22 protein-coding genes are annotated in these 23,659 nt (G+C 70.6%); 13 read left to right on the top strand and 9 right to left on the bottom strand.

The genetic code is table 11. The annotated features are described in order from the left end of the window. Window positions 1-148: 148 nt before the first annotated feature. On the bottom strand, window positions 149-1,060 hold the full coding sequence (locus ON36_RS07770) for a MerR family transcriptional regulator (RefSeq protein WP_157224812.1): 912 nt from the start codon (window positions 1,058-1,060) through the stop codon (window positions 149-151). Window positions 1,061-1,163: 103 nt separating this feature from the next. Between ON36_RS07770 and acpM the strand changes: the two genes are divergently transcribed. Together acpM and ON36_RS07760 are read left to right on the top strand one after the other, a co-directional pair. Next, window positions 1,164-1,469 carry a meromycolate extension acyl carrier protein AcpM gene (gene acpM, locus ON36_RS07765; RefSeq protein ID WP_245557976.1) on the top strand — a complete coding sequence of 102 codons (306 nt, stop codon included), beginning with the start codon at window positions 1,164-1,166 and terminating at the stop codon, window positions 1,467-1,469. A gap of 30 nt (window positions 1,470-1,499) precedes the next feature. After that, the gene (locus tag ON36_RS07760) at window positions 1,500-1,943 is read left to right on the top strand and encodes an SRPBCC family protein (RefSeq protein WP_043649621.1); all 444 of its coding nucleotides are present in this window, start codon (window positions 1,500-1,502) and stop codon (window positions 1,941-1,943) included. 73 nt (window positions 1,944-2,016) lie between these two features. Here ON36_RS07760 and glnA read toward each other — a convergent pair whose 3' ends face one another. After that, window positions 2,017-3,453, bottom strand: coding sequence for a type I glutamate--ammonia ligase (gene glnA / locus ON36_RS07755; protein WP_043649618.1), 1,437 nt, complete (start codon window positions 3,451-3,453; stop codon window positions 2,017-2,019). Window positions 3,454-3,707: 254 nt separating this feature from the next. On the opposite strand from glnA, the gene ON36_RS07750 reads away from it, so the two are divergent. Together ON36_RS07750 and ON36_RS07745 are read left to right on the top strand one after the other, a co-directional pair. Continuing rightward, window positions 3,708-4,163 (top strand): RDD family protein, encoded by a 456-nt coding sequence (locus ON36_RS07750; protein WP_043649615.1) that lies wholly within the window; start codon window positions 3,708-3,710, stop codon window positions 4,161-4,163. 31 nt (window positions 4,164-4,194) lie between these two features. Further along, the gene (locus tag ON36_RS07745) at window positions 4,195-4,578 is read left to right on the top strand and encodes a YrdB family protein (protein ID WP_043649612.1); all 384 of its coding nucleotides are present in this window, start codon (window positions 4,195-4,197) and stop codon (window positions 4,576-4,578) included. 53 nt (window positions 4,579-4,631) lie between these two features. Here ON36_RS07745 and ON36_RS07740 read toward each other — a convergent pair whose 3' ends face one another. Beyond that, a complete protein-coding gene (locus ON36_RS07740; RefSeq protein WP_043649609.1) occupies window positions 4,632-5,375 on the bottom strand; it encodes a DUF4191 domain-containing protein in 744 nt (247 codons plus the stop codon). 109 nt (window positions 5,376-5,484) lie between these two features. Between ON36_RS07740 and ON36_RS07735 the strand changes: the two genes are divergently transcribed. From ON36_RS07735 to ON36_RS07725, 3 genes are read left to right on the top strand one after another with little or no spacing between them, the layout of a single operon-like run. After that, window positions 5,485-6,903: a M20/M25/M40 family metallo-hydrolase gene (locus ON36_RS07735; protein ID WP_052313734.1), complete on the top strand. Its 1,419-nt coding sequence runs from the start codon at window positions 5,485-5,487 to the stop codon at window positions 6,901-6,903. After that, entirely contained in the window at window positions 6,900-7,742 is an 843-nt protein-coding gene (locus tag ON36_RS07730; RefSeq protein WP_043649604.1) for an alpha/beta hydrolase, read from the top strand. Before ON36_RS07735 ends, ON36_RS07730 begins: the two co-directional genes overlap by 4 nt. Before the next feature lie 23 nt (window positions 7,743-7,765). Then, on the top strand, window positions 7,766-8,227 hold the full coding sequence (locus tag ON36_RS07725; protein ID WP_043649601.1) for a 6,7-dimethyl-8-ribityllumazine synthase: 462 nt from the start codon (window positions 7,766-7,768) through the stop codon (window positions 8,225-8,227). On the opposite strand, the gene ON36_RS07720 is transcribed toward ON36_RS07725, so the two are convergent. Together ON36_RS07720 and ON36_RS07715 are read right to left on the bottom strand one after the other, a co-directional pair. Then, window positions 8,218-9,657, bottom strand: coding sequence for a neutral zinc metallopeptidase (locus tag ON36_RS07720; protein ID WP_043649599.1), 1,440 nt, complete (start codon window positions 9,655-9,657; stop codon window positions 8,218-8,220). The two genes, ON36_RS07725 and ON36_RS07720, sit on opposite strands and share 10 nt — an antisense overlap. A 75-nt stretch (window positions 9,658-9,732) precedes the next feature. Beyond that, a complete protein-coding gene (locus ON36_RS07715; protein WP_043649598.1) occupies window positions 9,733-10,683 on the bottom strand; it encodes an endonuclease/exonuclease/phosphatase family protein in 951 nt (316 codons plus the stop codon). Between the two features lie 79 nt (window positions 10,684-10,762). On the opposite strand from ON36_RS07715, the gene ON36_RS07710 reads away from it, so the two are divergent. After that, the gene (locus tag ON36_RS07710; RefSeq protein WP_043649595.1) at window positions 10,763-11,041 is read left to right on the top strand and encodes an HPr family phosphocarrier protein; all 279 of its coding nucleotides are present in this window, start codon (window positions 10,763-10,765) and stop codon (window positions 11,039-11,041) included. On the opposite strand, the gene ON36_RS07705 is transcribed toward ON36_RS07710, so the two are convergent. Next, window positions 11,038-13,542: a GmrSD restriction endonuclease domain-containing protein gene (locus tag ON36_RS07705; RefSeq protein WP_043649594.1), complete on the bottom strand. Its 2,505-nt coding sequence runs from the start codon at window positions 13,540-13,542 to the stop codon at window positions 11,038-11,040. The genes ON36_RS07710 and ON36_RS07705 overlap by 4 nt on opposite strands. Before the next feature lie 208 nt (window positions 13,543-13,750). Here ON36_RS07705 and ON36_RS07700 point away from each other — a divergent pair, with 208 nt between their 5' ends. The 4 genes from ON36_RS07700 to ON36_RS07685 all read left to right on the top strand — a co-directional run bounded on the left by ON36_RS07700 (window position 13,751) and on the right by ON36_RS07685 (window position 17,982). Next, on the top strand, window positions 13,751-14,680 hold the full coding sequence (locus tag ON36_RS07700) for a carbohydrate ABC transporter permease (protein WP_052313733.1): 930 nt from the start codon (window positions 13,751-13,753) through the stop codon (window positions 14,678-14,680). 71 nt (window positions 14,681-14,751) lie between these two features. Beyond that, on the top strand, window positions 14,752-15,543 hold the full coding sequence (locus ON36_RS07695) for a carbohydrate ABC transporter permease (RefSeq protein ID WP_083884981.1): 792 nt from the start codon (window positions 14,752-14,754) through the stop codon (window positions 15,541-15,543). A gap of 19 nt (window positions 15,544-15,562) precedes the next feature. After that, window positions 15,563-16,891 (top strand): ABC transporter substrate-binding protein, encoded by a 1,329-nt coding sequence (locus ON36_RS07690; protein WP_083884970.1) that lies wholly within the window; start codon window positions 15,563-15,565, stop codon window positions 16,889-16,891. A gap of 11 nt (window positions 16,892-16,902) precedes the next feature. Next, on the top strand, window positions 16,903-17,982 hold the full coding sequence (locus ON36_RS07685) for an ABC transporter ATP-binding protein (protein WP_043649586.1): 1,080 nt from the start codon (window positions 16,903-16,905) through the stop codon (window positions 17,980-17,982). Window position 17,983: 1 nt separating this feature from the next. Here ON36_RS07685 and ON36_RS07680 read toward each other — a convergent pair whose 3' ends face one another. Together ON36_RS07680 and ON36_RS07675 are read right to left on the bottom strand one after the other, a co-directional pair. Continuing rightward, window positions 17,984-19,006 carry a hypothetical protein gene (locus ON36_RS07680; RefSeq protein WP_052313732.1) on the bottom strand — a complete coding sequence of 341 codons (1,023 nt, stop codon included), beginning with the start codon at window positions 19,004-19,006 and terminating at the stop codon, window positions 17,984-17,986. Between the two features lie 48 nt (window positions 19,007-19,054). Further along, window positions 19,055-19,591 (bottom strand): carboxymuconolactone decarboxylase family protein, encoded by a 537-nt coding sequence (locus ON36_RS07675; protein WP_043649583.1) that lies wholly within the window; start codon window positions 19,589-19,591, stop codon window positions 19,055-19,057. Between the two features lie 150 nt (window positions 19,592-19,741). Between ON36_RS07675 and ON36_RS07670 the strand changes: the two genes are divergently transcribed. Further along, entirely contained in the window at window positions 19,742-20,716 is a 975-nt protein-coding gene (locus tag ON36_RS07670) for a helix-turn-helix transcriptional regulator (protein WP_157224811.1), read from the top strand. On the opposite strand, the gene ON36_RS07665 is transcribed toward ON36_RS07670, so the two are convergent. Continuing rightward, window positions 20,597-23,611: a bifunctional [glutamine synthetase] adenylyltransferase/[glutamine synthetase]-adenylyl-L-tyrosine phosphorylase gene (locus tag ON36_RS07665; RefSeq protein WP_043649580.1), complete on the bottom strand. Its 3,015-nt coding sequence runs from the start codon at window positions 23,609-23,611 to the stop codon at window positions 20,597-20,599. The genes ON36_RS07670 and ON36_RS07665 overlap by 120 nt on opposite strands. Between the last annotated feature and the right edge of the window lie 48 nt (window positions 23,612-23,659).

Raw genomic sequence — 23,659 nt, 5'->3', positions numbered from 1 at the left:
GTGGTGTGGTCCGCCGAACCCGGTTGAGGACGATCGGTGTTGATCCGCTGACCAGCTCTACCGGGTGTCGACGATCGGCCGTCCGGATGCCACACCCGTCACCTGGCCCTGCGGGCACCAGCCGCCCGCGAGGTTCTCGGGAGGCCGATCAGCCCGCCAGCGCGCGGTAGAGCCAGTCATGGGCACGACCGATGGTGACGCGACCCGGCAGAAGATCCTCGGTCAGGTCCCAGTAGCGGTGGATCCGGTCGTCAGTATCCGTGGCGGCGGCCAGCAGCTGGGTACGGAATTCGGCGGTGTCGCGTTGCCCCCGGGCGTGCGCGTGGAGTCCGACGAACCGGTCGAGTTCCCGGCCACCTCGCGGACGCGTGCCGTTCGCGACAAGAGGCACGACGTCGACCATCAGGTCGCCCATGGCCGAGAACAGAGCAAACGGATCGCGGATCTGCTCGGCGTGACTTCGCCAATACTGATGCCGCACTGCGGCCTTCATACCCTCGTCATTAGCCAGTGCGACCAGTTCCGCGAACGCGACGACCTGCTCCGCGGCAGGATCGGCGGGCGGCTCGGGAACGTTCCAGCACACCCAGGCATCGCCTGCGGCACGCGGCAGCGGCGCCAGAATCCGATGCCAGAACTGAATCAGACAGTCGTGCACCGCATTCGCGTCCTGCGCGACGGCCAGCAGCGCGAGGCGCCCCGGACGGTCGACGGCCGCGACCGAGGCCACCGCCCGCAGGGAGGCGCGCCGCCACGCCAGCGAACGGAACTCCTGGTCGACACGTTCCGACTCGGCGGCGAGCACTTCATCCAGCGACCGCTCCCGGCTCAGCACAGCCGATATCGAATCCAGCCCGAGCCCGAAAGCGCGCAGACGCCGCACGAGCAACACTCGATCGACAGCCGCACCCTGTTCGAAGATCCGATGGCCGCCAGAGCTGCGCCGGGACTCCAGAAGTCCTTCGTCGCAATAGAACCGGATCGTTCGCACGGACAAACCGGTCGTGCGGGCCAGCTCACCGATACTCACCGGCTGATCCACTCGTGTGTTCTCGGTCACAAACTCTTGAACCTCCACCCCACTGGAGCTCGTAGCGTACTGACGCCGCTCCCCGACGGGCGGCGCGCCTTCAACTATGTCGACCCACCGAGGAGAACGTTTCGTGGCTACCGCAAAAGAGATCGTCGCAGGCATCGCCGGGATCATCGAGGAGGTGACCGGCATCGACGCGGCCGAGGTCACAATCGAGAAGCACTTCGTCGACGATCTCGAGATCGACTCACTGTCGCTGGTGGAAATCGCCGTCCAGCTCGAAGACACCTACGACGTGAAAGTCCCCGACGAGGATCTGGCGAGCCTGCGAACGGTCGGCGACGCGGTGGCCTACGTCCAGAAGATGGAGGTCGAGAAACCGCACCTGGCCGCCGACGTCGAGGCAAAGTTGACCGAGGACCAGACGAATGGATGAGAATCTTCGACCGCCGGAGTCGGCGAGCCGATGATCGCAGACGCACGACTGAATCCCGAGGCCGTTGAACTCGGCCCCTTTCTCCGGCGGCCGTCGCAGGAGGTGTGGCGGGCACTGACGGACCCGGAGATGCTAGCGCGATGGCTGCTGCGCCCGATCGGTTTCGCCGCCTGGGCAGGCAACCGGTTCCGGTTCGTCGTCCCAGGGGTCTCGACCGACCACGTCCTCTGCGAGGTGCTGGCCGCCCAGCCCTGCGCCCGACTGACCTACAGCTGGACCCATCCCCAGGGAGCCCACCCCGACCACTGGATCGTCGACTGGGAACTGCGCCCCGAGGGCCACGGCACGCGCCTGCTGCTCACACAAACGGGCTTCGACCCGGCCGACCGCAGACAGCGGATGGTGCGCAACGCCGTGGAGCGCAGCTGGAAGCGCCGTATCCTGCCACGGTTGGACGAGATCGTCCATTCGTGAACAGGAAAGCCCGCCCCACAGAACCCTGTGAGGCGGGCTTTCCTGTACCGCAGTGGACGAACCGCATTACGACTTAGACGTCGTAGTACAGCTCGAACTCGTACGGGTGCGGGCGCAGGTTGACCGGGGCGATCTCGTTGTCGCGCTTCAGCTGGATCCAGGTCTCGATGAGGTCCGGGGTGAAGACGTTGCCCTCGGTGAGGTAGTCGTGGTCCTGCTCGAGGCGGTCGATGACCGAGGCCAGCGAGGTGGGGGCCTGCGGGATGTTCTTGGCCTCCTCGGGCGGCAGCTCGTAGAGGTCCTTGTCGACCGGGGCCATGGGCTCGATCTTCTTCTTGATGCCGTCCAGGCCGGCCATCAGCATGGCGGCGAAGGCCAGGTACGGGTTACCCGAGGAGTCGGGCGCGCGGAACTCGATGCGCTTGGCCTTCGGGTTGTTGCCGGTGACCGGGATGCGGACGGCGGCCGAGCGGTTGCGCTGCGAGTACACCAGGTTGATGGGGGCCTCGTAGCCCGGCACCAGACGGTGGTAGGAGTTCACGGTCGGGTTGGTGAACGCCAGCAGCGACGGGGCGTGGTGCAGGATGCCGCCGATGTAGTGGCGGGCCAGGTCGGACAGGCCACCGTAGCCGGCCTCGTCGTGGAACAGCGGCTTGCCGTCCTTCCACAGCGACTGGTGGGCGTGCATGCCCGAGCCGTTGTCGCCGAAGAGCGGCTTCGGCATGAAGGTGACGGACTTGCCTTCCTGCCACGCGGTGTTCTTGACGATGTACTTGAACAGCTGCACGTCGTCGGCCGCGGCCAGCAGGGTGTCGAAGCGGTAGTTGATCTCGGCCTGACCGGCGGTGCCGACCTCGTGGTGGCCGCGCTCGAGCTCGAAGCCCGCGTTCTGCAGGTTGGTCGAGATCTTGTCGCGCAGGTCGACGTAGTGGTCGTACGGGGCGACGGGGAAGTAGCCGCCCTTGTTGCGGACCTTGTAGCCCAGGTTGCGCGAACCGTCCGGGTTGAACTCCTTGCCGGTGTTCCACGAACCGGAGACGGACTCGATCTCGTAGAACGAGCCGTTCATGCCCGAGCCGTAGCGGACGCCGTCGAAGATGTAGAACTCGGCCTCGGCACCGAAGTACGCGGTGTCGGCGATGCCGGTGCTGCGCAGGTACTCCTCCGCCTTGCGCGCGATGTTGCGCGGGTCGCGGGAGTAGGCCTCACGGGTGAACGGGTCGTGCACGAAGAAGTTCAGGTTCAGGGTCTTCGCGGCACGGAAGGGGTCGATCCGAGCGGTGGAGAAGTCGGGCAGCAGCAGCATGTCCGACTCGTCGATCGACTGGAAGCCACGCACCGACGAACCGTCGAACGCCAGGCCCTCTTCGGCGAGGTCGGCGGTGAACGCCTTGGCCGGGATCGAGAAGTGCTGCTGAACGCCGGGAAGGTCCGAGAAACGGATGTCGACGTACTCGACTTCCTGTTCCTTGATGTACTGAATGACCTCTTCGGCCGTGCTGAACGTCACTTGTTCTCCTTACGGATCGGTTCCCAGCCAGTGTCGATTGCGTGGGGTTCGTCGCGACCTGACGGTATGGAGGCGAAGTTTCCCTACCGTCAAGGCTGTGTTTCGCCAGTGTTACGCGTGCCGGTTGCGGAGGTGTTCTCCGTCATCCGCGTGCTACGTGCACAGCTATCTTGCCATCCCGCCGCAGGCAGGCGCGGCCCGCACCGGATGTGCGGGCCGACCGGCGCCGATGAGCGTTGACTACCCTGGGGGCCATGGCACGTATCACCGGTTCATGGCTCTCCGGAGCGTCGGAGACCCCCGGCGGCGAGGAAACTCCCGGCTACCCCGGCGAGCTCTACGGGTTGCCGCGCTCGGGTCCGGGCTCGCTGGCGGGCATGGGCCGCCGGTGCGTGGCCATGCTGATCGACTGGCTGATCGGCGTCGGGCTGTCGATGATCGTGGTGCAGGGCATCTACTCCCCCACGCTGACGCTGCTGTTCTGGTTCCTCATCGGCGTGGCCGCGGTGCCGCTGTTCGGGTTCACGCCGGGGCAGTACTTCATGAAGCTGAAGGTGGTGCGCGTGGACGCGCCGGTGGCGGTCGACGTCGTGCGGGCGCTGGCCCGCCAGGTGCTGCTGGTGTTCGTGGTGCCCGCGCTGTTCACCGACGCCGACGGCCGCGGCATGCACGATCGGGCCACCGGCACCGCGCTCGTCTATTCGCGCTGATGTCGGCGCCGCGGCGGCCTAGGCTGCCCTGGTGTCACTGAATCCCGTCCTGCTCGGCGTGCGTTTCCTGCTCGAACTGACCGCGCTCGCCTCGTTCGGCCTCTACGGCTGGCGGGCCTTCGACGCACCGTGGCGCTACCTGCTGGTCGGCGCGCTGCCGCTCGCGGCGGCGCTGTTGTGGGGCGTGTTCGCGCTGCCGGACGACCCGAGCCGCGGCGGGGACGTCCCGGTCCCGGTGTCCGGGCCGGTGCGGTTGCTGGTGGAGTTCGCGGTGCTGTTCGGCGGGGCGGCGGCGCTGTGGGGCGCGGGCCTACCCGGCGCGGCGCTGGTCTCGGCGGCGGTGCTCGTCGGCTATCACCTGCTCGCGTGGGACCGGGTGCTGTGGCTGCTCACCGGCAGGCCGCCCCAGTCCTGACATGCGCGAGAGCCCGTCACCACGCGGGTGACGGGCTCTCGGGAGTCGGGGGATCAGCGGCGGCGGACCGCGCGCTGCATGCCCTTGACCTTGGCGCCGGCAGGCATCGGGCCCTTGGGCATGGCCGGGCCGCCGCGGTTGCCGAGGGCGGCCAGGCGACCCTCGATCTGGTCGATGCGCTTGACGTCGATGTTGCGCGGCAGCTTGGTGAGGTAGCGCTGCAGGTCCTTGAGCGGCACCTGGCCCTCGTCGTTGCCGATGACGACGTCGTAGATCGGGGTGTCACCGACGAGGCGGGCGGTGCGCTTCTTCTCCTGCGCGAGCAGCGCCTTGACCCGCTGCGGCGCGCCCTCGGCGACGAAGATCACCCCTGGCAGGCCGACGACGCGGTGCACCGCGTCGAGCTGGGTGGTCGCGGCGACGCCCTTGCTGACGCGCCACTTGCCCTGCAGGTTGTCCAGCACCCAGGCGCCCGCGCCCGCCTGGCCCTCGGCCTTGGCGTAGACGTTCTTCTGCACCCGGCGGCCGAAGATGATGAACGCGAACAGCACGCCCAGCAGCAGACCGAGCGGCAGGAAGAACCACTGCAGGCCCCAGATCAGGCCGACCAGGAACAGCACGACCGTGGTGCCGACGAGCGCGCCGATCATCAGCGGCAGCAGCAGCTTGTCTTCCTTGCGCTGCAGATTGAACGCCTGCCACAGCTGCTGACGCCGTAACTTCGACGCCTGCTTACGGGCCGCTTTCGCAGCGGCCTTGGCTTCCTTCGACGGCTTGCCGCCCTTGCCTCCTGCCATGGTGTCCAGCTTAGTTGGCCGTCCCCGCGGGCGCGGACCCGCCCGGTCGAGCGGGGATCCGCGCGTTTCGGGCGGCACCCCGCGCGCGGCCCGGACAGAATGGGACACCGTGCGCCCCGATACCGAGAACCCGGCCGGACCCGTGACCACCGGCGTCGCCGACGATGTCGCCGAACGCCTCGCCGCGGCCCTTCGTTGCGCGACCGTGTCGTCCGAGGACCCCGAGGGCACCGACGACGACGCGTTCACCCAGCTGGCGCACCACCTCGAGCATTCGTTCCCCCGCGTGCACGCCGAACTGGCGCTGACCCGCTTCGGGCACAGTCGCCTCTATCACTGGGCGGGCGCCGAGCCGGGCCCGGCCGCGGCGATCCTGCTCGCCCATCAGGACGTGGTGCCCGTCGGCGACCCGGACGGCTGGACCCATCCGGCGTTCGCCGGCGTCGTGGACGCCGAGTTCGTGTGGGGTCGCGGCGCGATCGACGACAAGAGCCGGGTGCTGGCGATCCTGGAGGCGGTGGAGTCCGCGCTGGCCGCGGGGCTGCGGCCGCGGCGGTCGATCTACTTGGCGTTCGGTCACGACGAGGAGGTCTTCGGCGACGCGGGCGCGGTGCGGATGGCCGCGCACCTGCGGGCGGCGGGCGTGCGCGCGGACCTGCTGCTCGACGAGGGCGGGGTGATCACCACCGGGGTCGCCGACGGGGTCGAGCGGCCCGTCGCCAACATCATGCTCGGCGAGAAGGGCTACCTGACGCTGCGGCTGTCGGTGCGCGCTCCGGGCGGGCACTCGTCCATGCCGGGCGGGCAGACCGCGGTCGGGCAGCTCGCCCGCGCGGTGGCCCGGGTGCAGGACCACCCGCTGCCGCTGCGGCTGACGCCCGTGGTCACCGACATGCTCGCGCGCATGCGCGTCGCCCTGCCGCCCGCGCGGCGCAAGCTGCTCGAATACGCCGACTCCTCCGCGCTCGGCCGGGCGGCCGCGCCGCTGATCGCCCGGCTGCTGGCCGCGCGCCCGCAGACCGAGGCGCTGGTGCGCACGACCACCGCGCCGACCGTGATCGCCGGCGGCGTGAAGGCGAACGTGCTGCCCCAGCACGCGGAGGCGCTGGTGAACTTCCGGATCCTGCCCGGCGATTCGGTGGCGGGGGTGGTCGCGCACTGCCGCCGGGTGGTGCGCGACCCGGCGGTGGAGATCGAGATCGTCGGCCCCGCCTCGGAACCGACGCGGGATCCGGCGGCCGGACCGGCCTTCGCGCTGCTCGCGGACCTGGTCGCCGAGCTGGTGCCCGACGCGGTGGTGACCACCGGCATCGTGCCGGGAGCCACCGACGCCCGCCACTACGACGGGCTGGCCGCGACCAGGGCGAACTTCGCCCCGATCGTGCTGACCGCCGCCGATCTGGACCGGATCCACGGAACCGACGAACGGATCTCCCGGCTCGACTACGCTCGATTGATCGAGTTCAACCGGCGTCTGATCGGGCGGCTGGCCGCCGGGGCGCCCGATGAGGCAGGAACGCAGCCATGACGACCGAGACGGGCGAATTCACCGGCACCGGCGGGCGGATCTCGTGGCGCGCCTGGCAGCCGGAGACGCGGGCGCGCGCGGTGATCGCGCTCAGTCACGGCGTCGCCGAGCACTCCGGCCGCTACGAACACGTCGGCGCCGCGCTGGCCGACGCCGGCTTCGCGGTCTACGCGCTCGACCACATCGGGCACGGCCGGTCGGAGGGCGCGCGCGCCAACATCGGTTCCCTCGACGGCGCCGCCGACAACCTCGCCGCGCTGCTGGAGCTGGCGAGTCAGGCCCACCCGGGGATCCCCCGCTTCGTGCTCGGGCACTCGATGGGCGCGCTGGTCGTGCTGCATCTGGCGACGCGTGGCCCCGGCCCCCTCGACGTGGCCGGTGTCGCGGTGTCGGCGCCGCCGCTCGACATCCCGCTGGGCAACCCACTGCAGAAGCTCGTCGCGCCGCTGCTCACCCGCTACGCGCCGAATCTCGGTGTGCTGACGCTGGATTCGTCGACGATCAGCCGCGATCCGGCCGTGGTCGCGGCCTACGACGCCGATCCGCTCGTGTCGCGGGGCAAGCTGCCCGCGCGCACCGCCGTGGAGATCCTCGACCACACCGATCTGGTCAAACAGCGTCTCGGTTCGCTGACCGCGCCGCTGCTGGTCCAGCACGGGACCGAGGACCGGCTGGCCGCGCCGTCGGGCGCCGACCGGCTGGAGACGGGCACGGGATCGGCCGATGTCACGGTGCTGCGCTACCCGGGGCTCTACCACGAGGTCTACAACGAGCCGGAGCGCGAGCAGGTCCTCGCGGATCTGTCCGACTGGCTGGGAAAACATGTTACCGGCGAGTAGAAGCCGGTGAGTAGACTCCATCCATGGCCAACTCCCCCACCGGCGGCGTCGCGTTCATCCGCGCCAGCTGGCACAGCAACATCGTCACCCAGGCCCACACCGGATTCCTCGCCGAATACGCCGGGCTCGGCTTCGATCCGGCCCGCGTCGAGGTCTTCGACGTGCCCGGCGCCTTCGAGATCCCGCTGCACGCCCAGCGCCTGGCCCGCACCGGCCGCTACGCCGCGATCGTGGCGGCGGCGCTCGTCGTCGACGGCGGGATCTACCGGCACGACTTCGTCGCCTCGGCGGTGATCGACGGACTCATGCGGGTCCAGCTCGACACCGACGTGCCGGTGTTCTCGGTGGTGCTCACCCCGCACCACTTCCACGAGCACAGCGAGCACGTGGACTACTTCACCAACCACTTCGTGACCAAGGGAGCCGAGGCCGCCCGCGCGGTGGCGAACACCCTCAGCTCCCTGCAGTCCCTGCCTCAGGCGTAGGCCTTCAGGCAGGCCTGCTCCCCGTCGAGCACGCCCGTGCGGAACGCCTCCAGACGCTGGTAGCCGCCGGCCACGACCTTCCCGTCGACGTCGGCGGCCGCCTTGCCGTCGGCCAGCAGGCCCGACACGGCTTCGTCGAGGTCGCCGGCCGACAGGCGCGGATCACGGCCCTCCTCACTGAGTTTCGTGGTGACGACGCCGGTCAGGCAGGCCGTGCGCAGCCCCGCGGTGCTCGCCCCGGTCAGCGAGAGCTTGCGGTCCTGCTGCACCGCGAGCACGTAGCGCGAGACGAACACCACGAAGGCGTTGTAGTCGCCCTCGACCACGGCCGACAGCGACTCCTCGCCGTCGCTCGGGTCGCCCGCCCGTTTCGCCAGCGCGGCCACGTCGGTGCCGACGGTGTCGGTGGCCGGGCAGTAGGACACCGGTTCGGTGGTGGTGACCTTCGGGCAGCCCTTGGTCAGGCCGGTGTAGTCCAGTTTCGGCGCGGTGGTGTCCGGGAAGATCTTGGCCAGTTCCCTGGCCAGGGTGTCGAGGTTGCCCTTGTCGACCGACAGCTGGGCGTCGCGCTCGCCGTCCTCGAAGGTCGTCGGCAGGTTCCCGCGGCGCTTGGCGATCTCGTTCTTGGTGATGGTCTTGCAGGAGCCCGCGCCGTCGGTGTAGCCCATCTGCACCGCGGTGACGCGCTCGAAGGCCGAACCGTGCACGTTCTTCGGGTTGTCGGGGTCGCGGTCGCGCACCGCCACGGTCGCGCCGAGCACGCCGTTGAGGCCGTCCTCGGTGTTGAGGGTGAAGTGCTTGGAGCGCCCCTCGGCGACGTGCCGCAGGAACACACCCGCCAGGCAGTCGGCCTGCTGCTCCTTGACGAGGCCGGAGGTGAGCAGCCCGGCGATCTTGGCCTGGCCCTGGATGGCGTGGCCGTACTCGTGGGCCAGCACCATCACCACCGACATCTCGCCGAACTTGCCGACGAGTTCCGGCAGCAGCACGCCGCGGTCCCAGCCGATGCTGTGGTCGCCGCCGCAGTAGGCCGCGTTGACCAGGTGGTAGGTCGAGGACCGGCAGAACTGCACCGCTTTGTCCTTGGCCGCCTCGGCATCCCAGGAGATGTACTTCGCGGCCTTGGTGAAGGAGCCGGGAAAGGTCTTGGCGTACTCGGCGTTCCAGAATTCCTCGATGTCGGCGATGGCGTTGAGCGCGAGCTTGTCCATCGACCCGTTGTCGCCGTTCTCGGCGGTCAGCGGGGCGTCGGGCACGTTCGGGCGCCGGCCGCTGGGCACCGAGGACGACGCGGCACCGGCCACCTCCCACGGGTTCTCGGCCGAGGCGACGGCCTTGTCCGAGGCCACCGTGGTGGCGCAGCCGGTGGTCACGGCGCTCACGCCGATCAGCACCGCGGCCACCAGCAGGCCGAGGCGTGGGTATCTCATCGCTTGTCCTCCCCGAATTGACGCGGGCCGTACCGGGCCCACCGTCGAGCGCTCACATGCTAATCCGGCGAGCGCTCAGCGGTCCATGCGTACCCGGGCGAGCATCGCGCGGTGGTCGGAGCCGGGGACGGTCAGGGTGCGGACCTCCTGGGCCACCCCGCCGGCCACCAGGACGTGGTCGATGCCGAGGACCGGGCCCCAGCGGCGGTCGGCGGGGAAGGTCGGCAGCATGCCGTCGCCGGTCTGTTCGGCCGCCGCGGCGAAGGGGCCGTCGAGCAGGCCGCGGTAGGCCGCGTGGTCGCGGGTGGCGTTGAAGTCCGCGCCGACCAGGGCGGGCGCGGTCGCGGCGCCGAGGATCTCGTCGACCCGGGCCATCTCCGACTTCCACGCGGGGAAGTTCAGGTTGGGCGGGATGGGATGGAAGGCGTAGACCGAGACCGGGCCGCGCTGCGGGTGTTCCATGATCGCCGACACGTTGCTCATGATGAAGCCGTCGTATTTCACGGTGTCGCGCAACGGGTACCGGCTGTAGATGCCGGTACCGCCGCCGCCGTCGCGGGCGGGTTCGAGGTACCGGTAGGGCAGTTCGGCCTCCAGGCCGGCGGCGCGCAGGCGGACCACGGCGGCGTCGGTCAGTTCGTCGATCGTCGCCACGTCGACGCGGTGGTCGCGCACGATCGCGGTCACCGCGGCCGGATCCGCCCCGCCGAAGAGGATGTTGGACTGCAGGACCATGATCTCGGGGCCGTCGCCGTCCTCGGTCGTCGGGATCCACGCGGGCACCAGCACCGCCAGCACGGTCGCGACCGCCGCCCCCGCGATCCCCGCGTTCCACCACGAACGGGCCAGCAGGAACAGCACCGCCGCGACGACCGCGCCTCCCATGAGATAGGTCGCCCCCGAGGACAGCAGCACCAGGTCGCGCTGCTGCCAGCGTCCCAGATGCAGCACGATTCCGATGATCCCGCCGAGCAGGGCGCCCCACCCGAGGACGAGCGCGGCCCGTCCCATCCATTCACGCACCATGGCGCCAACCCTACGGGGCCGCGGCGGGCCCGCCGCCGGTGCGATTCTGTGGGTTCGGTGAGATCCCTACACTGGCGGCGTGTACGTCGAAGTGGTCACCGCCGCCGGTCCGCTCACCGCCGACACGGTCGAGGAGCTGCTCGCCGTCGGCGGCCGCTACACCTCGCGAGTGACCCTGACCGTCGGCGACCGCACCGTCCAGCTGCCCGTGCTCGGCGTCTGCTGGGACGAGCTCGGCGTCACGGCGGGCACGGTGATCACGGTCGAGGCCGACCGCGGCCACCGCCCCGCCGACGCCGAGGACCGCGCGGCGCTGGCCGAGGTCGTCGCCGTCCTCGCCCGGCGGGCAGGCGGCTAGAGGGCCATGCCCTCCTCGATCCAGCTGTAGGCCTGGATCTTGCGGGGCGTCGGGTCGCTCACGACCTCGGAGACCAGCTCGCCGATCTGCTCGGTCGACAGCGGGTAGCCGTAGTGCTCGGCCGCGCCCGAGGACGCCCACAGCGAGGCGAACAGCTCCGCGCCGCCGAGCTGGTTCAGCAGCGTCGTGGAGACCTCGTAGGCGGCGCCGACCACATCGTTGACCAGCGTCATGGCCAGGTCCTCGGCGCGCGGGGCGATGCCGGGGACGGTCGTCGCGCGTTCGACCAGCCACTCGTGCGGGATCAGCGGGTGCGGGCCGACGACTTCACCGAGGTAGAAGCGCCATTCGTCGAGTTTGCCCTCGTCGAAGGCGTAGGTGAAGAAGGTGCGGGTCAGCGCCCACAGGGCGATGTAGCGCAGGGCCTGCTGCTCGACGGTCGCGGTGGGATCGGGACGCGCGGCGCGCTCGTCCTCGAGGATCTGCCAGGCGAACCGCAGCCAGATCTGCTCGGCGTTGCCCATCCAGGTGTCGGGCAGCCTGCCCGCCAGCACGGCGATGTCGCCGACCGGCGCGGCGGGCGCGGCGATGGTCTCCCCGGACACCTCCGCGCGCAGCTTGCTCACGTAGCCGCGCAGCGCGTCGGCGGAGGTGAACACCGCGTAGCCCAGCTGCGCGAGGCGGGTCAGGTCGGCGGTGGCCGGGTCGAGCTTGAGGACGACGGGCATGCCGAGGCCCTGCTGCAACCCGTCGGGCCAGAACGCCTCGGCCACGGCCAGTTCGCGGCCGGTGACCGGATCGGCGACCTCGGCGTCGAGCAGCGGGAAGGCGTAGCCGTCGGCGGCGAGGTCGTCGACGAGGGCGTTGACCTGCGCGGCGACCGGGTCGTCGGCGGCGAACCCGGCCACCCGCATCGGTTCGAGGGCGGCCCGGTAGGTCGCGGTGCCCCGCCGCAGCTCCTCGAGGAACTGCTGGGCGGCCGCGGCGAGCAGCCTGCGGCGCGCGGCCAGGAACTCGGGGTAGTTCTCCACCGACCACAGCCGCGGATCGGTCGGGATCCACTGGGAGGCGAGCACTCCGGGCGTGCGGGCCTCCGCCTCGGCGAAGTACTCGGCCGGATCGCGTTCGGTCAGCTGCGATTCCGTGGGCTGGGTGAGGAAGCAGAAGTTGGCGATGGCGTTGATCTCGTTGCGGTCGTAGCCCGCGTCGCGCAGCAGCCCCTTGGGGAACAGGTGGTGTACCTGGATGGCCTCGCCCTCGCCGTCGCCGAGCAGCAGGCCGCTGCCCAGATCGCGGGCGCCGTCGACCCGGGCGAGCAGATACAGCAGCGGGTAGAAGCGCGAGCCGCGGGTGGAGCCGTTGAAATCGTCGGGGTAGATGTCCAGCGAGCCGCCGCGGGAGAGCTCCAGGGTGGAGATGAGCGGGTCGATGTCGCCGCGCTCGGCGGTGTCGAAGTCCTGTTGCAGCGCGGTCTCGGTCGACCCGCTGAACCGGCCCCACAGCGCCGAGTGGATGTACCAGTACAGGGTGCGGTCGCGGTCCAGGTCGCTGTCGAAGCGGCCGCCCTTGACCTCGAGCAGGCGCGCGATCACCGGAATCGCGTAGCGGCCCATGAGGACCCGGTCGTGGTCGAGCCCCAGCCGACCGGAAGCGGCGTCGAGGAAGGTGTCGACGTGCCGTGCCGAGGCGGCCAGGGCCTCCTCGAACTGCTCGGGGGCCAGGTCGCCGAGCGCGTCGAAGGCGGCGCGGCCGGTGCCGACGGCGATGACGTTGCGCAGCAACCAGTCCAGACTGAAGACGTAGCCGTCCTTGTCCCAGCGGACCAGGTGGTCGCGCAGGTTGCCGCGGGCCTGCGGCCACTGCGCGCACAGCGTGGCCAGGGCCAGATCGCCCTTGGAGAGCTTGGTGCCGCCGGAGTTGACGCGGTTGAAGATGTCGACGACCTCGTCGACGGTGCGGTCCGCGCCGGTGATGGTCTCGACGGTGAAATCGCGATTGGTGATCTCGCGCAGCTTGTTCAGCCGGTCCAGGTAGGTGGCCAGCGTGGCCTCGTCGGCGCCGGTGAATCGCTGCAGATAGTGCATCGGCCCGTGCTCGAACAGCTCGGTGACATCGATCCACACGGGATTGGGATCGACCTTGCCGGGGGTGTGGAATTCGAAAGCCTCGCGCTCGACATCGAAATGGAGCCCGGTGAACGCGTTCGCGTCGCCCTCGAAGAACGAGGGCGCGGTGCCGCGCACGATGCCGTAGAGGGTGGTGATGCGCTGCTGGCCGTCGAGCAACAGCAGCCGCAGCCCGGACTTGGCGGTGGTGCCGCGGACGGCGATACTGCCGGATCCCGTCTCCCACACCAGGAGTCCACCGATGGGATAGCCCAGGTACAGCGACCGCATGAGCCCGCGCACCTGATCCCGGTTCCACACATAGCCCCGCTGGAACTCCGGGAGCAGGACAGCACCGGAGTCGATCTGATCGAGCAGGGTGGACAGTCGCGTCACGGTGACCTTTCGATGTCGCGGTGGTCCGGTGATCGTACCGACTGCCGCCGACACCACGCCCGCGGAATCGCCCGGGTGTCAGGCGCGCCCGGTGCCGAATCACGCACAGCGAGTCCTCGAATTCCAGGATCACTGGTCGGCGACAATTCGGCACGGATCCCCACGGCGTTCACCGACAGTTCAGTGTGCGCCGCAAAAGTGCCTGCGCATGTCGGACGTTACGGAACGGGTGCTGCCCACACCGCCGGGCCGCGGGCTGCGCCACCGCCCGTGGCCGGATTACGCGCTGTTCGCGGTCCTGGTCGTGCCGAACCTGGTCCTGCTCGCGGTCTTCGTCTACCGCCCGCTGATCGACAACATCCGGCTCTCGTTCACCGACTGGAACCTCGCCGAACCGACCTCGCGATGGGTCGGGTTCGCGAACTACCGCGAGTGGTGGGGCCGCGCCGACTCCTGGACCGTGGTGGGCAACACGGTGATCTTCACCGTCGCGGCCGTGGTGGGCAGCATGGTCCTCGGGCTCGCGCTCGCGCTGCTGCTCGACCGCAAGCTCGCGGGCCGCGACCTGGTGCGCTCGGCGGTGTTCGCCCCGTTCGTCATCTCCGGCGCGGCGATCGGGGTGGCCTTCCAGTTCGTCTTCGATCCGAGTTTCGGTCTGGTGCGGGACCTGCTGCACCGGGTCGGCGTCGCGCAGGTGCCCAACTTCTACCAGGACCCCGGCTGGGCGATGGTCATGATCACCCTCACCTACCTGTGGAAGAACCTCGGCTACACCTTCGTCATCTACCTGGCAGCGCTCCAGGGCGTGCGCCGGGACCTGCTGGAGGCGGCCGAGATCGACGGCGCGAGCCGGTGGACGACCTTCACCCGGGTGTTGCTGCCCCAGCTGCGCCCCACCACGTTCTTCCTCTCCATCACCGTGCTGCTCAACTCGCTGCAGGTCTTCGACCTGATCAACGTCATGACCCGCGGCGGGCCGCTGGGCAACGGGACGACCACGATGGTCTACCAGGTCTACGAGGAGTCCTTCCGCAACTTCCGGGCCGGCTACGGCGCCACCGTGGCCACGATCATGTTCGGGGTGCTGCTGGTGGTCACCCTGGCGCAGGTCCGGATCATGGATCGGAGCGAACGGTGAGGCGGCCCGGCCCGACGACGATCTCCCACCGCCGCCGGGAGCGGGCGATCACCCTGCTCGGCTACGGCGCCATGCTGTGCGTGCTGGTCATGGTCGGCGTCCCGCTGTTCTGGATCCTGATCACCTCGTTCAAGGCGCGCCCGGACATCTACACCCAGCCCGCGGTCTACTGGCCCCGCACCTGGCACCCGGAGAACTACGCCGAGGCGACCACCACGGTCCCCTACTGGACCTTCCTGCGGAACTCGGTCATCGTGACCGCGGTCGTGTCGGCGGTGAAGTTCGCGCTCGGCGTCCTCAGCGCCTACGGCCTGGTGTTCCTGCGGTTCCCCGGCAAGAACGTCGTCTTCCTGGCGATCATCGCCGCGCTGATGGTGCCCAACCAGATCACCGTCATCTCCAACTACGCGCTGGTGGCCCAGCTGGGCTGGCGCAACACCTTTCTCGGCATCATCGTGCCGCTGTGCGGGGTCGCCTTCGGCACCTTCCTCATGCGCAACCACTTCCTTTCCCTGCCGGGCGAGGTCATCGAGGCGGCGCGCATGGACGGGGCGAACTGGTGGCGGCTGCTCACCCGGGTCGTGCTGCCGATGTCGGGTCCGACCATGATCGCGTTCGCGGTGATCACGCTGGTCAACGAATGGAACGAGTACCTGTGGCCGTTCCTGATGGCCGATTCGTCCGACGTCGCGACCCTGCCGGTCGGCCTCACCCTGCTGCAGAACACCGAGAACCCCAGCGTCACCGACTGGGGCCCGGTCATGGCGGGCACCGTCGCCACCATGCTGCCGATCCTGCTCGTCTTCCTCGCGCTGCAGCGCCACATGATCTCGGGCCTCACCTCCGGTGCGGTCAAGGGTTGATTCCTCGAAGGAGAACCACGTGTCCACACAACGATTCCCGGCGCTGAGCCGCTGCGGCTTCCTCGGGCTGTCCGGCGCCGCCGCCGCGGGCCTCGCGCTGACCGCGTGCGCCGGCACCGGCGGCGGCGGGTCGACCGGCGGCGACAGCAAGACCATCACCTTCTGGTCCAACCACCCGGGCACCTCCAAGGAGTTCGAGCTCGAGCTGATCAACCGCTTCCGGGCGAAGTACCCCGACCTGACGGTGAACCTGGTCGACGCGGGCAAGAACTACGAGGAGGTGGCGCAGAAGTTCAACGCCGCCCTCACCGGCGGCGACCTGCCCGACGTCGTGGTGCTCTCCGACGTCTGGTGGTTCGGCTACGCCCTCTCCGGCGCCATCGAACCCCTCGACGCCCACTTCGGCGCCGCCGGGGTACGGCTCGACGACTACGTCGACTCGCTGGCCGCGGACTACGTGTTCGCCGGCAAGCACTACGCGCTGCCCTACGCCCGCTCGACGCCGCTGTTCTACTACAACAAGGTCATCTGGGCCGAGGCAGGCCTGCCCGACCGCGGGCCCGCCTCCTGGCAGGAGTTCGACGAGTGGGGTCCCCGGATCCAGCGCGTCGTCGGCGACGGCCGGTGGGCGCACGGCTGGGGCGACGCCAAGAATTACCTGGGCTGGACCTTCCAGGGCCCGAACTGGACCTTCGGCGGCGCCTACTCCGACCAGTGGACGCTGCAGTTCACCTCCCCCGGCTCGATCGCCGCCGCCACCTACCTGCGCGACTCGATCAACGTCAAGAAGTACGCCTCCATCCGGCCGCAGATCGCGGTGGACTTCGGCGCGGGCGTCACCGCCTCGACCATCGCCTCCACCGGCGACCTGCGCGGCATCACCAAGAACGCGAGCGGCAAGCTCGAATTCGGCACCGCCTTCCTCCCGCACCCCGCCGGTCCCGGCGTCACCACCGGCGGCGCGGGCCTGGCCATCCCGTCGCGGATCTCCGACCAGCGCAAGGAGAACGCGCTGAAGTTCATCGAGTTCGTCACCAACGCGGCCAACACGGCGTACTTCTCGCAGAACACCGGCTACATGCCGGTCCGCAAGTCCGCGGTGACCGACCCGAGCGAGGTCGACTTCCTGGCGAAGAACCCGAACGCCAGGGTCGCCATCGACCAGCTGCCGCTGACCAGGTCGCAGGACTACGCGCGGGTGTTCGTGCCCGGCGCGGACCAGATCATCGGCACCGGCTACGAGCGCATCGGCCTGCAGAACGCCGACCCCGCCGCCACGCTGGCCGACGTCGCCGCGCAGGTCCAGGCGATCATCGACCGCCAGATCGCCCCGAAACTGCCCAAGTAGGAAGAGGATCCATGACCGGCGTGCAGTTCGACGGCGTCACCCACCAGTACCCCGGTGCGCCCACCCCCGCGGTGGACGACCTCGACCTGGAGATCGCCGACGGCGAGTTCCTCGTCCTGGTCGGGCCGTCGGGCTGCGGCAAGTCGACCAGCCTGCGCATGCTGGCCGGGCTGGAATCGGTGCAGCGCGGCCACATCCGGATCGGCGCGCGCGACGTGACCGCGCTGCCCCCGCGCGCCCGCGACGTCGCGATGGTCTTCCAGAGCTACGCCCTGTACCCGAACATGACCGTCGCGCAGAACATGGGCTTCGCGCTGCGCAACGCCGGGATGAGCCGGTCCGAGACCCTGGACCGGGTACGCGAGGCCGCGACGATGCTGGAGCTGGGCGAGCTGCTCGACCGCAAGCCGGCGAAACTGTCCGGCGGGCAACGGCAGCGGGTCGCCATGGGCCGGGCCATCGTGCGCAGGCCCGCGGTGTTCTGCATGGACGAACCGCTGTCGAACCTGGACGCGAAGCTGCGGGTGAGCACCCGCTCCCAGATCGCGGCCCTCCAGCAGCGGCTGGGCACCACCACGGTCTACGTCACCCACGACCAGGTGGAGGCGATGACCATGGGCCACCGGGTGGCGGTGCTGCGCGAGGGCAGGCTGCAGCAGGTCGCTCCGCCCCGCGAGCTCTACGAGGATCCGGTCAACACCTTCGTGGCCGGATTCCTCGGCGCGCCGGGCATGAACCTGCTCGAGGCGCCGGTGCGCGAGTCGGCCGCCCGGCTCGACACCCTGCGGATCCCGTTGCCGCACGGGCTCTCCGGCCGCGACCGCGTCGTGGTCGGGGTGCGGCCGGAGGGCTGGCGGGTCGCCACCGGGCCCGACGGTCTCGCGGTCACCGTGGAACTGCTCGAGGAACTCGGGGCGGAGTCGTTCGTCCACACCCGTGCCGACGGGGACGGCCCCGCCGCGCGGCGGGACCGGGTGGTCGTGCGGGTGGATCGCCGCTTCCGGGCCGAGCCGGGCACCGCGCTCACCCTGCTGCCGGACCCCGGGCAGGTGTACTTCTTCGACGCGGACTCCGGGAACCGCCTGCGCTGACTCAGAACCGGGCCACCACGGCCCGGAAGTGCTCGGATTCGTAGAACGGGGCGATGCGGCGCCGCAGGATGCCGTCGAGATAGCCCCGCTCGTCGAGCTTCTCGATGACCGGCGGCCCGAACCGCAGGGCCTCCTCGACGAGATCCTCCCGCCCGACGCCCAGTTCGGTGAGCAGGTCGGCCAGCGAGGTGTCGCCGTACTTGTCGAAGACGTGGTCGATGCCCTCGTCCAGCAGGGCACGGAAGTAGTCGGTGTCGCGGAAGGTGCGCCAGAACTCGAAGACCAGCACCACCGTGTCCTCGATGTCCTCGGCGGTGACGAGCTCCCGGAACGAGCCGACGGCGTCGCCGGTGTGCTTGCGCCAGGTGTCGCGGGCGGCGTCGAGCAGGACCTCGTCGGCGTCGTCGCGGTTGCCGCGCAGCACGAATCGCGCGCCGCTGCGGGTGAGGCGGCCGACGCCGGTCTCGATGGCCGGCAGCGCGGGCTCGGCCAGCCGGGCCAGCGTGCCGCGCAGCGTGCGGGCCAGGCCGCCGCCGCCGGGATGCCGGTTGTCCTCGACGGCGGTGACCACGGCCCGCTGCACGATCTCGGCGAAGGTGTCCACGGTGACCTGGCTGCCCAGCACCAGCCGCACCAGCCGGTGGGTGAGGTCCATGTCGGAGATCGCGGCGACGAACTCGTCGAACCGGCGCTCGTCGACGACCTCGCCGACCTGGATCTCGTCGTTGGCCTCGTGGTTGTAGAGCCGGGCCGCGATCTCGCCGACCAGCTCCGGGATGGCGCCCTCGACCGGGATCTGCACGGCGTACTTGTGCGCCACCGCCTTGATCAGCTCCGGGGTGACGGCCTCGGCCAGGGTCAGCTCGTTCGCCTCGGCGAGGAACCCGTCGACCTCGTCGATGACCAGCCCGAGGAACATCTCCGGCGTGCGCAACTGCTCCCTGCCGAACGCGACCTGCGCGTCGAGCAGGGCCGCGGCCAGCTCGCCGGCGCGCGGGTCGCGCCCTTCGTTCGTCTCACCCATGCCTCACAGGGTGGCACACCGCACCCCGATCGGCACACGCCCCGGCGGTCAGCGCAGCGGCACCGCGGGGAAGTCGAGCGGCACGTCGAGGGCGATGTTGACGTAGTTGGTGAACAGGTTGAGCGCGACGTGGGCGATGGTTTCGACGATCTCGGCCTCGGTCCAGCCATGGGCACGGACCGCGGCGAGCCGGTCGGCACCGACGTCGCCCCGCGCGTCGACGAGAGCGAGGGCGAACCGCAGCAGGGCCGCGGTCTTCGGGTCCGCGGAGTCGCCGGTCTGGGCCGAGGCCAGCTCGGCCCCGGTGAGCCCGGCCCTGCGGCCGAGTCCGGTGTGCGCGGCCAGGCAGTACGCGCAGGCGTTGCGGTTCGCGACGGCCACCGCGATCTGTTCGCCCAGCGCGGCGCCGAGCGTGCCCCCGCCCAGTGCCCGGAACGAGCCCCACATGCTGTCCAGCGCCGCGGGCGAATTCGCGACCGCGCGGAACATGGCGGGGGTGGCGCCGAACGCCACGGTGATCTCGTCGAGCAGGGCACGGGTCGGTGTGACGGCGTCGGCGGGGGCGATGAGCGAGACATGCGACATGGTGTTCAGGTCCTCGAGGTCGGTGGAGTTCCCGGCCGTGCGGGTGGCGACGGCCGGCTGCCTTGCGGCATGTCTCCAGCATTGCCGCCCCGGCACTACAGATAGATACGAAAAGTCGTTGATGCTTACCCGATCGTCTATTCTCGGGCGATGTCGAGCTTCGACCGCCTCACCCCACTGCTGGAACGCTTCCGCGTGCGCACCCACCTGCTGCACACCGGCCCGCTGTGCGGGGTGACCCGGTTCGGCGCCGAAGGGCGCGGCTACCTGCACATCGTCCGGTCCGGCGCCTTCGAGGTGGAACAGCGGCTGCCCGGCGTCGGCGTGCGCCGGTCGACCGTCACCGAGCCCAGCCTGCTCTTCTACCCGCGGCCGCTGGCACACGACTTCTACAACCCGCCCCACGAGGGTGCCGACTTCGCCTGCGCCACCATCGATTTCGAGGGCGGATCGCAGCACCCCCTCGCCCGGGCGCTGCCGCCGGTGCTCCTCGTCCCCCTGGCCGAGGTGGACGGGCTCGACGAGGCGCTGACCCTGCTGTTCGCCGAGATCGACCGGCACCGCTGCGGACACCGGCTCGTCGCCGACCGGCTCTTCGAGGTCGTCCTGCTCCAGCTCCTCCGCTGGCTGCTCGACCATCCCGACCGGGCCGGTCTGCCGCCCGGGCTGCTCACCGGTATCGCCGATCCCCAGCTGGCACCCGCCCTGCTGGCCGTCCACGAGGCACCCGGACAGGACTGGACCCTCGACACCATGGCACGGCGAGCGGCCATGTCCCGCAGCGCCTTCGCCGCCCGCTTCCGCGATCGGGTGGGCACCACCCCGCTCGACTACCTCACCGGCTGGCGCCTGGCCCTGGCCCGGATGTGGTTGCGGGACGGGCGGCCGGTCAAGGCGATCGCCGCGGACCTCGGCTACGCCAACCATTCCGCGCTGACGCGGGTCTTCACCCAGAAGGTCGGTTGCTCACCGACCGTCTGGCTGGCCCGCGACCGCGCGGGTGACTCAGGCGCCGAAGACGCGTTCGACGACCGCCCTGGCGCGGCGGGTGACGCGCAGGTAGTGGTCGAGGAACTCGCCGCCGTCGAAATTGGGCCAGCCCGCGGCGCGCGCGACGGCCGATAGTAGACGGCCCGGCGAGGGCAGCTGATCGGTCGGTTTGCCCTTCACCAGGACCAGGGCGTTGCGGGCGCCGGTCGCGGTGAGCCAGGACTCGCGCAGCAGCGCGACGTCCCCCGGCTCGAGGATGCCCTCGGCCTCGATGACGTCGAGCGATTCCAGCGTCGAGGTGTTGTGCAGGGCGGGCACCTCGTGGGCGTGGCGCAGCTGCAGCAGCTGCACGGTCCACTCGATGTCGGCCAGGCCGCCGCGGCCCAGTTTGGTGTGGGTGGCCGGGTCGGCGCCGCGCGGCAGCCGCTCGGAGTCCACCCGGGCCTTGATCCGGCGGATCTCGCGGACCGCGTCGGCCGACACCCCGCCCGCCGGATAACGGACCGGATCGATGACGTGCAGGAACCGCACACCCAGGTCCTCGTCGCCCGCCACCTGATGCGCCCGCAGCAGGGCCTGGACCTCCCAGGGCTGCGCCCACTGGGTGTAGTAGGCCTTGTAAGCGGCCAGGGTGCGGACCAGGGCGCCGTTGCGGCCCTCGGGGCGCAGGCCCGCGTCGACCTGCAGCGGCGGGTCGGTGCTCGGCGCGCCCAGCAGGCGCTGGACCTGCTCAGCGATGCCGATGGCCCACTTCACCGCGACGGTCTCGTCCTCGCCGGGGCGGGGATCGCAGACGAAAAGCACGTCGGCGTCCGAGCCGTAACCCAGTTCCCAGCCGCCGAGCCTGCCCATGCCGATGACGGCGAAGTCGGCGGGGGCGGGCGCGCCGCGCTCGGCCTCGGAGGCGCGGATGACCGCCCGCAGCGCGGCCTCGAGCACCGCCACCCACACCGAGGACAGCGCCTTGCAGACCTGCTGCACGGTGAGCAGCCCGAGCAGGTCGGCCGAGGAGACCCGGGCCAGCTCGTGCCTGCGCAGCGACCGCGCCGCGGCCACCGCCTTGCGCGGGTCGTCGTAGCGGGCGGCGGCGGTGAGGATGCCGCGGGCGACCTCGTCGGGCTGGGGCACGGTCAGCTGCGGGCCCGCCGGGCCGTCGGCGTACATGCGGATCGTCTCGGGCGCGTTGATCAGCAGATCGGGCAGGTACTCCGAGGAGCCGAGCACCGTCATCAGCCGCTGAGCGACGATGCTCTCGTCGCGCAGCTCGCGCAGGAACCAGATCTGGTCGTTGAGCCCCTCCGACACCCGGCGGTAGGCCAGCAGGCCCGCGTCGGGATTCGGTGTGTCGCCGAGCCATTCGAGCAGGGTGGGCAGCAGCAGCGCCTGGATGCGGCCCTTGCGCGAGACGCCGCCGGTGAGCGCCTTGAGGTGGCTCAGGGCGTTCTCCGGGGCCGCGTAGCCCAGCGCCGCGAGCTGGCGGACGGCGGCGTCGGGGCTCAGCCGGAGCGCGTCGGAGTCGAGACGGGCCACCGACTCGAGCAGCGGCCGGTAGAACAGCTTGGCGTGCAGCCGGCGCACCTGCACCGCGTTGCGCCGGATCTCGGTGTCCAGCACGCCCGCGGCGCCCTGGCGGCCGTCCGGGCGGATGTGCGCCGCGCGGGCCAGCCAGCGCATGCCGTCGGCGTCGTCGGCCGCGGGCAGCGTGTGGGTGCGCCTGAGCCGCTGCAACTGCAGCCGGTGCTCGAGCAGGCGGAGGAACTCATAGGACTCGGTGAGATGCGCGGCATCCTCGCGGCCGACGTACCCGCCCGCGGCGAGCGCGGCCAGCGCCTCGACCGTGTTGACCACGTGCAGCGACTCGTCGACCCGGCCGTGCACCAGTTGCAGCAGCTGCACGGCGAATTCGACGTCGCGCAGGCTGCCCGCGCCCAGTTTGAGCTCGCGGTCGCGCAGGTCCTCGGGGACAAGGTCCTCCACCCGCCTGCGCATGGCCTGGACCTCGGCGACGAAATCCGGGCGCTCGCTGGCCTGCCAGACCATCGGCATGACCGCGTCGCGGTACTGCTGCCCGAGCTCGAGGTCGCCGGTCATCGGGCGGTTCTTCAGCAGCGCCTGGAACTCCCACGTCCGCGCCCAGCGCTTGTAGTAGGCCAGGTGCGAGTCCAGCGTGCGCACCAGCGCGCCCGCCTTGCCCTCGGGGCGCAGCGCGGCGTCGACCTCGAAGAAGGCCTGGCTGCCCACGCTCATCATCTCCGCGGCCAGGCGGGTGGCGGTCGTGTCGGCGGGCTCGGCGACGAACACGACGTCGACGTCGCTGACGTAGTTCAGTTCGCGCGCACCGCATTTGCCCATGGCGACGACCGCGAGCCGCACCGGAACCGGACCGTTGCGGCAGACCCGCGCGACCGCGACGGAGAGCGCGGCGGTCAGCGCGACGTCGGCCAGGTCGGACAGGTGCTCGCCGACGGTCAGGTACTCGGGCTCGGGCTCGTCGTCCTCGACGGTGGAGGCCAGGTCGATCGCGGCCAGCACCATCAGCTGATCGCGATACCGCTTGCGCAGCAGGGCGATCGCCTCGGGACCGTCCACGCCGGCGCGGAACAGCATCGGCCCGGCGTTGGGCCCCTCCTCGGGCACCGCGTCGACCGCGTCGAGCAGGTCGGCCAGCATCTCCGAGCGGGTCGGCAGCTGGGGCCTGCGCAGCAGCTGCCAGCCCCGCGGTTCCGCGACGAGGTGGTCACCGAAGGTGGTCGACGAACCGAGCAGCGCGAACAGCCTGCCGCGCAGGGTGGTGTCGGTGCGCAGCGCCGAATCGAGTTCGGCCCAGCCGTCTTCGAGCGCCTCGCGCAGACGGATCAGCGTGGTCAGCGCGAGATCGGCGTCGGGCGACCGCGACAGCGACCACAGCAGCGGGACACCGTCGACGGTGTCCCAGCCGAGCTCGTGCAGATTGTGCGCCGCCGACGGCTCTAGCAAGCCGAGCCGTCCGACGCCGGGGACAGCGGAACGGGTAGTCGGGGGCCGGACCATGCTTAGAAAATACATGCCGGAACCGACACCCGGCCCCGCCGAAACCGC

The sequence above is a fragment of the Nocardia thailandica NBRC 100428 genome (assembly GCF_000308795.1).
Taxonomy (GTDB): domain Bacteria; phylum Actinomycetota; class Actinomycetes; order Mycobacteriales; family Mycobacteriaceae; genus Nocardia; species Nocardia thailandica.
Note: the sequence above shows the minus strand (reverse complement) of the source record. Positions and strands in the feature narration are given on the sequence as shown.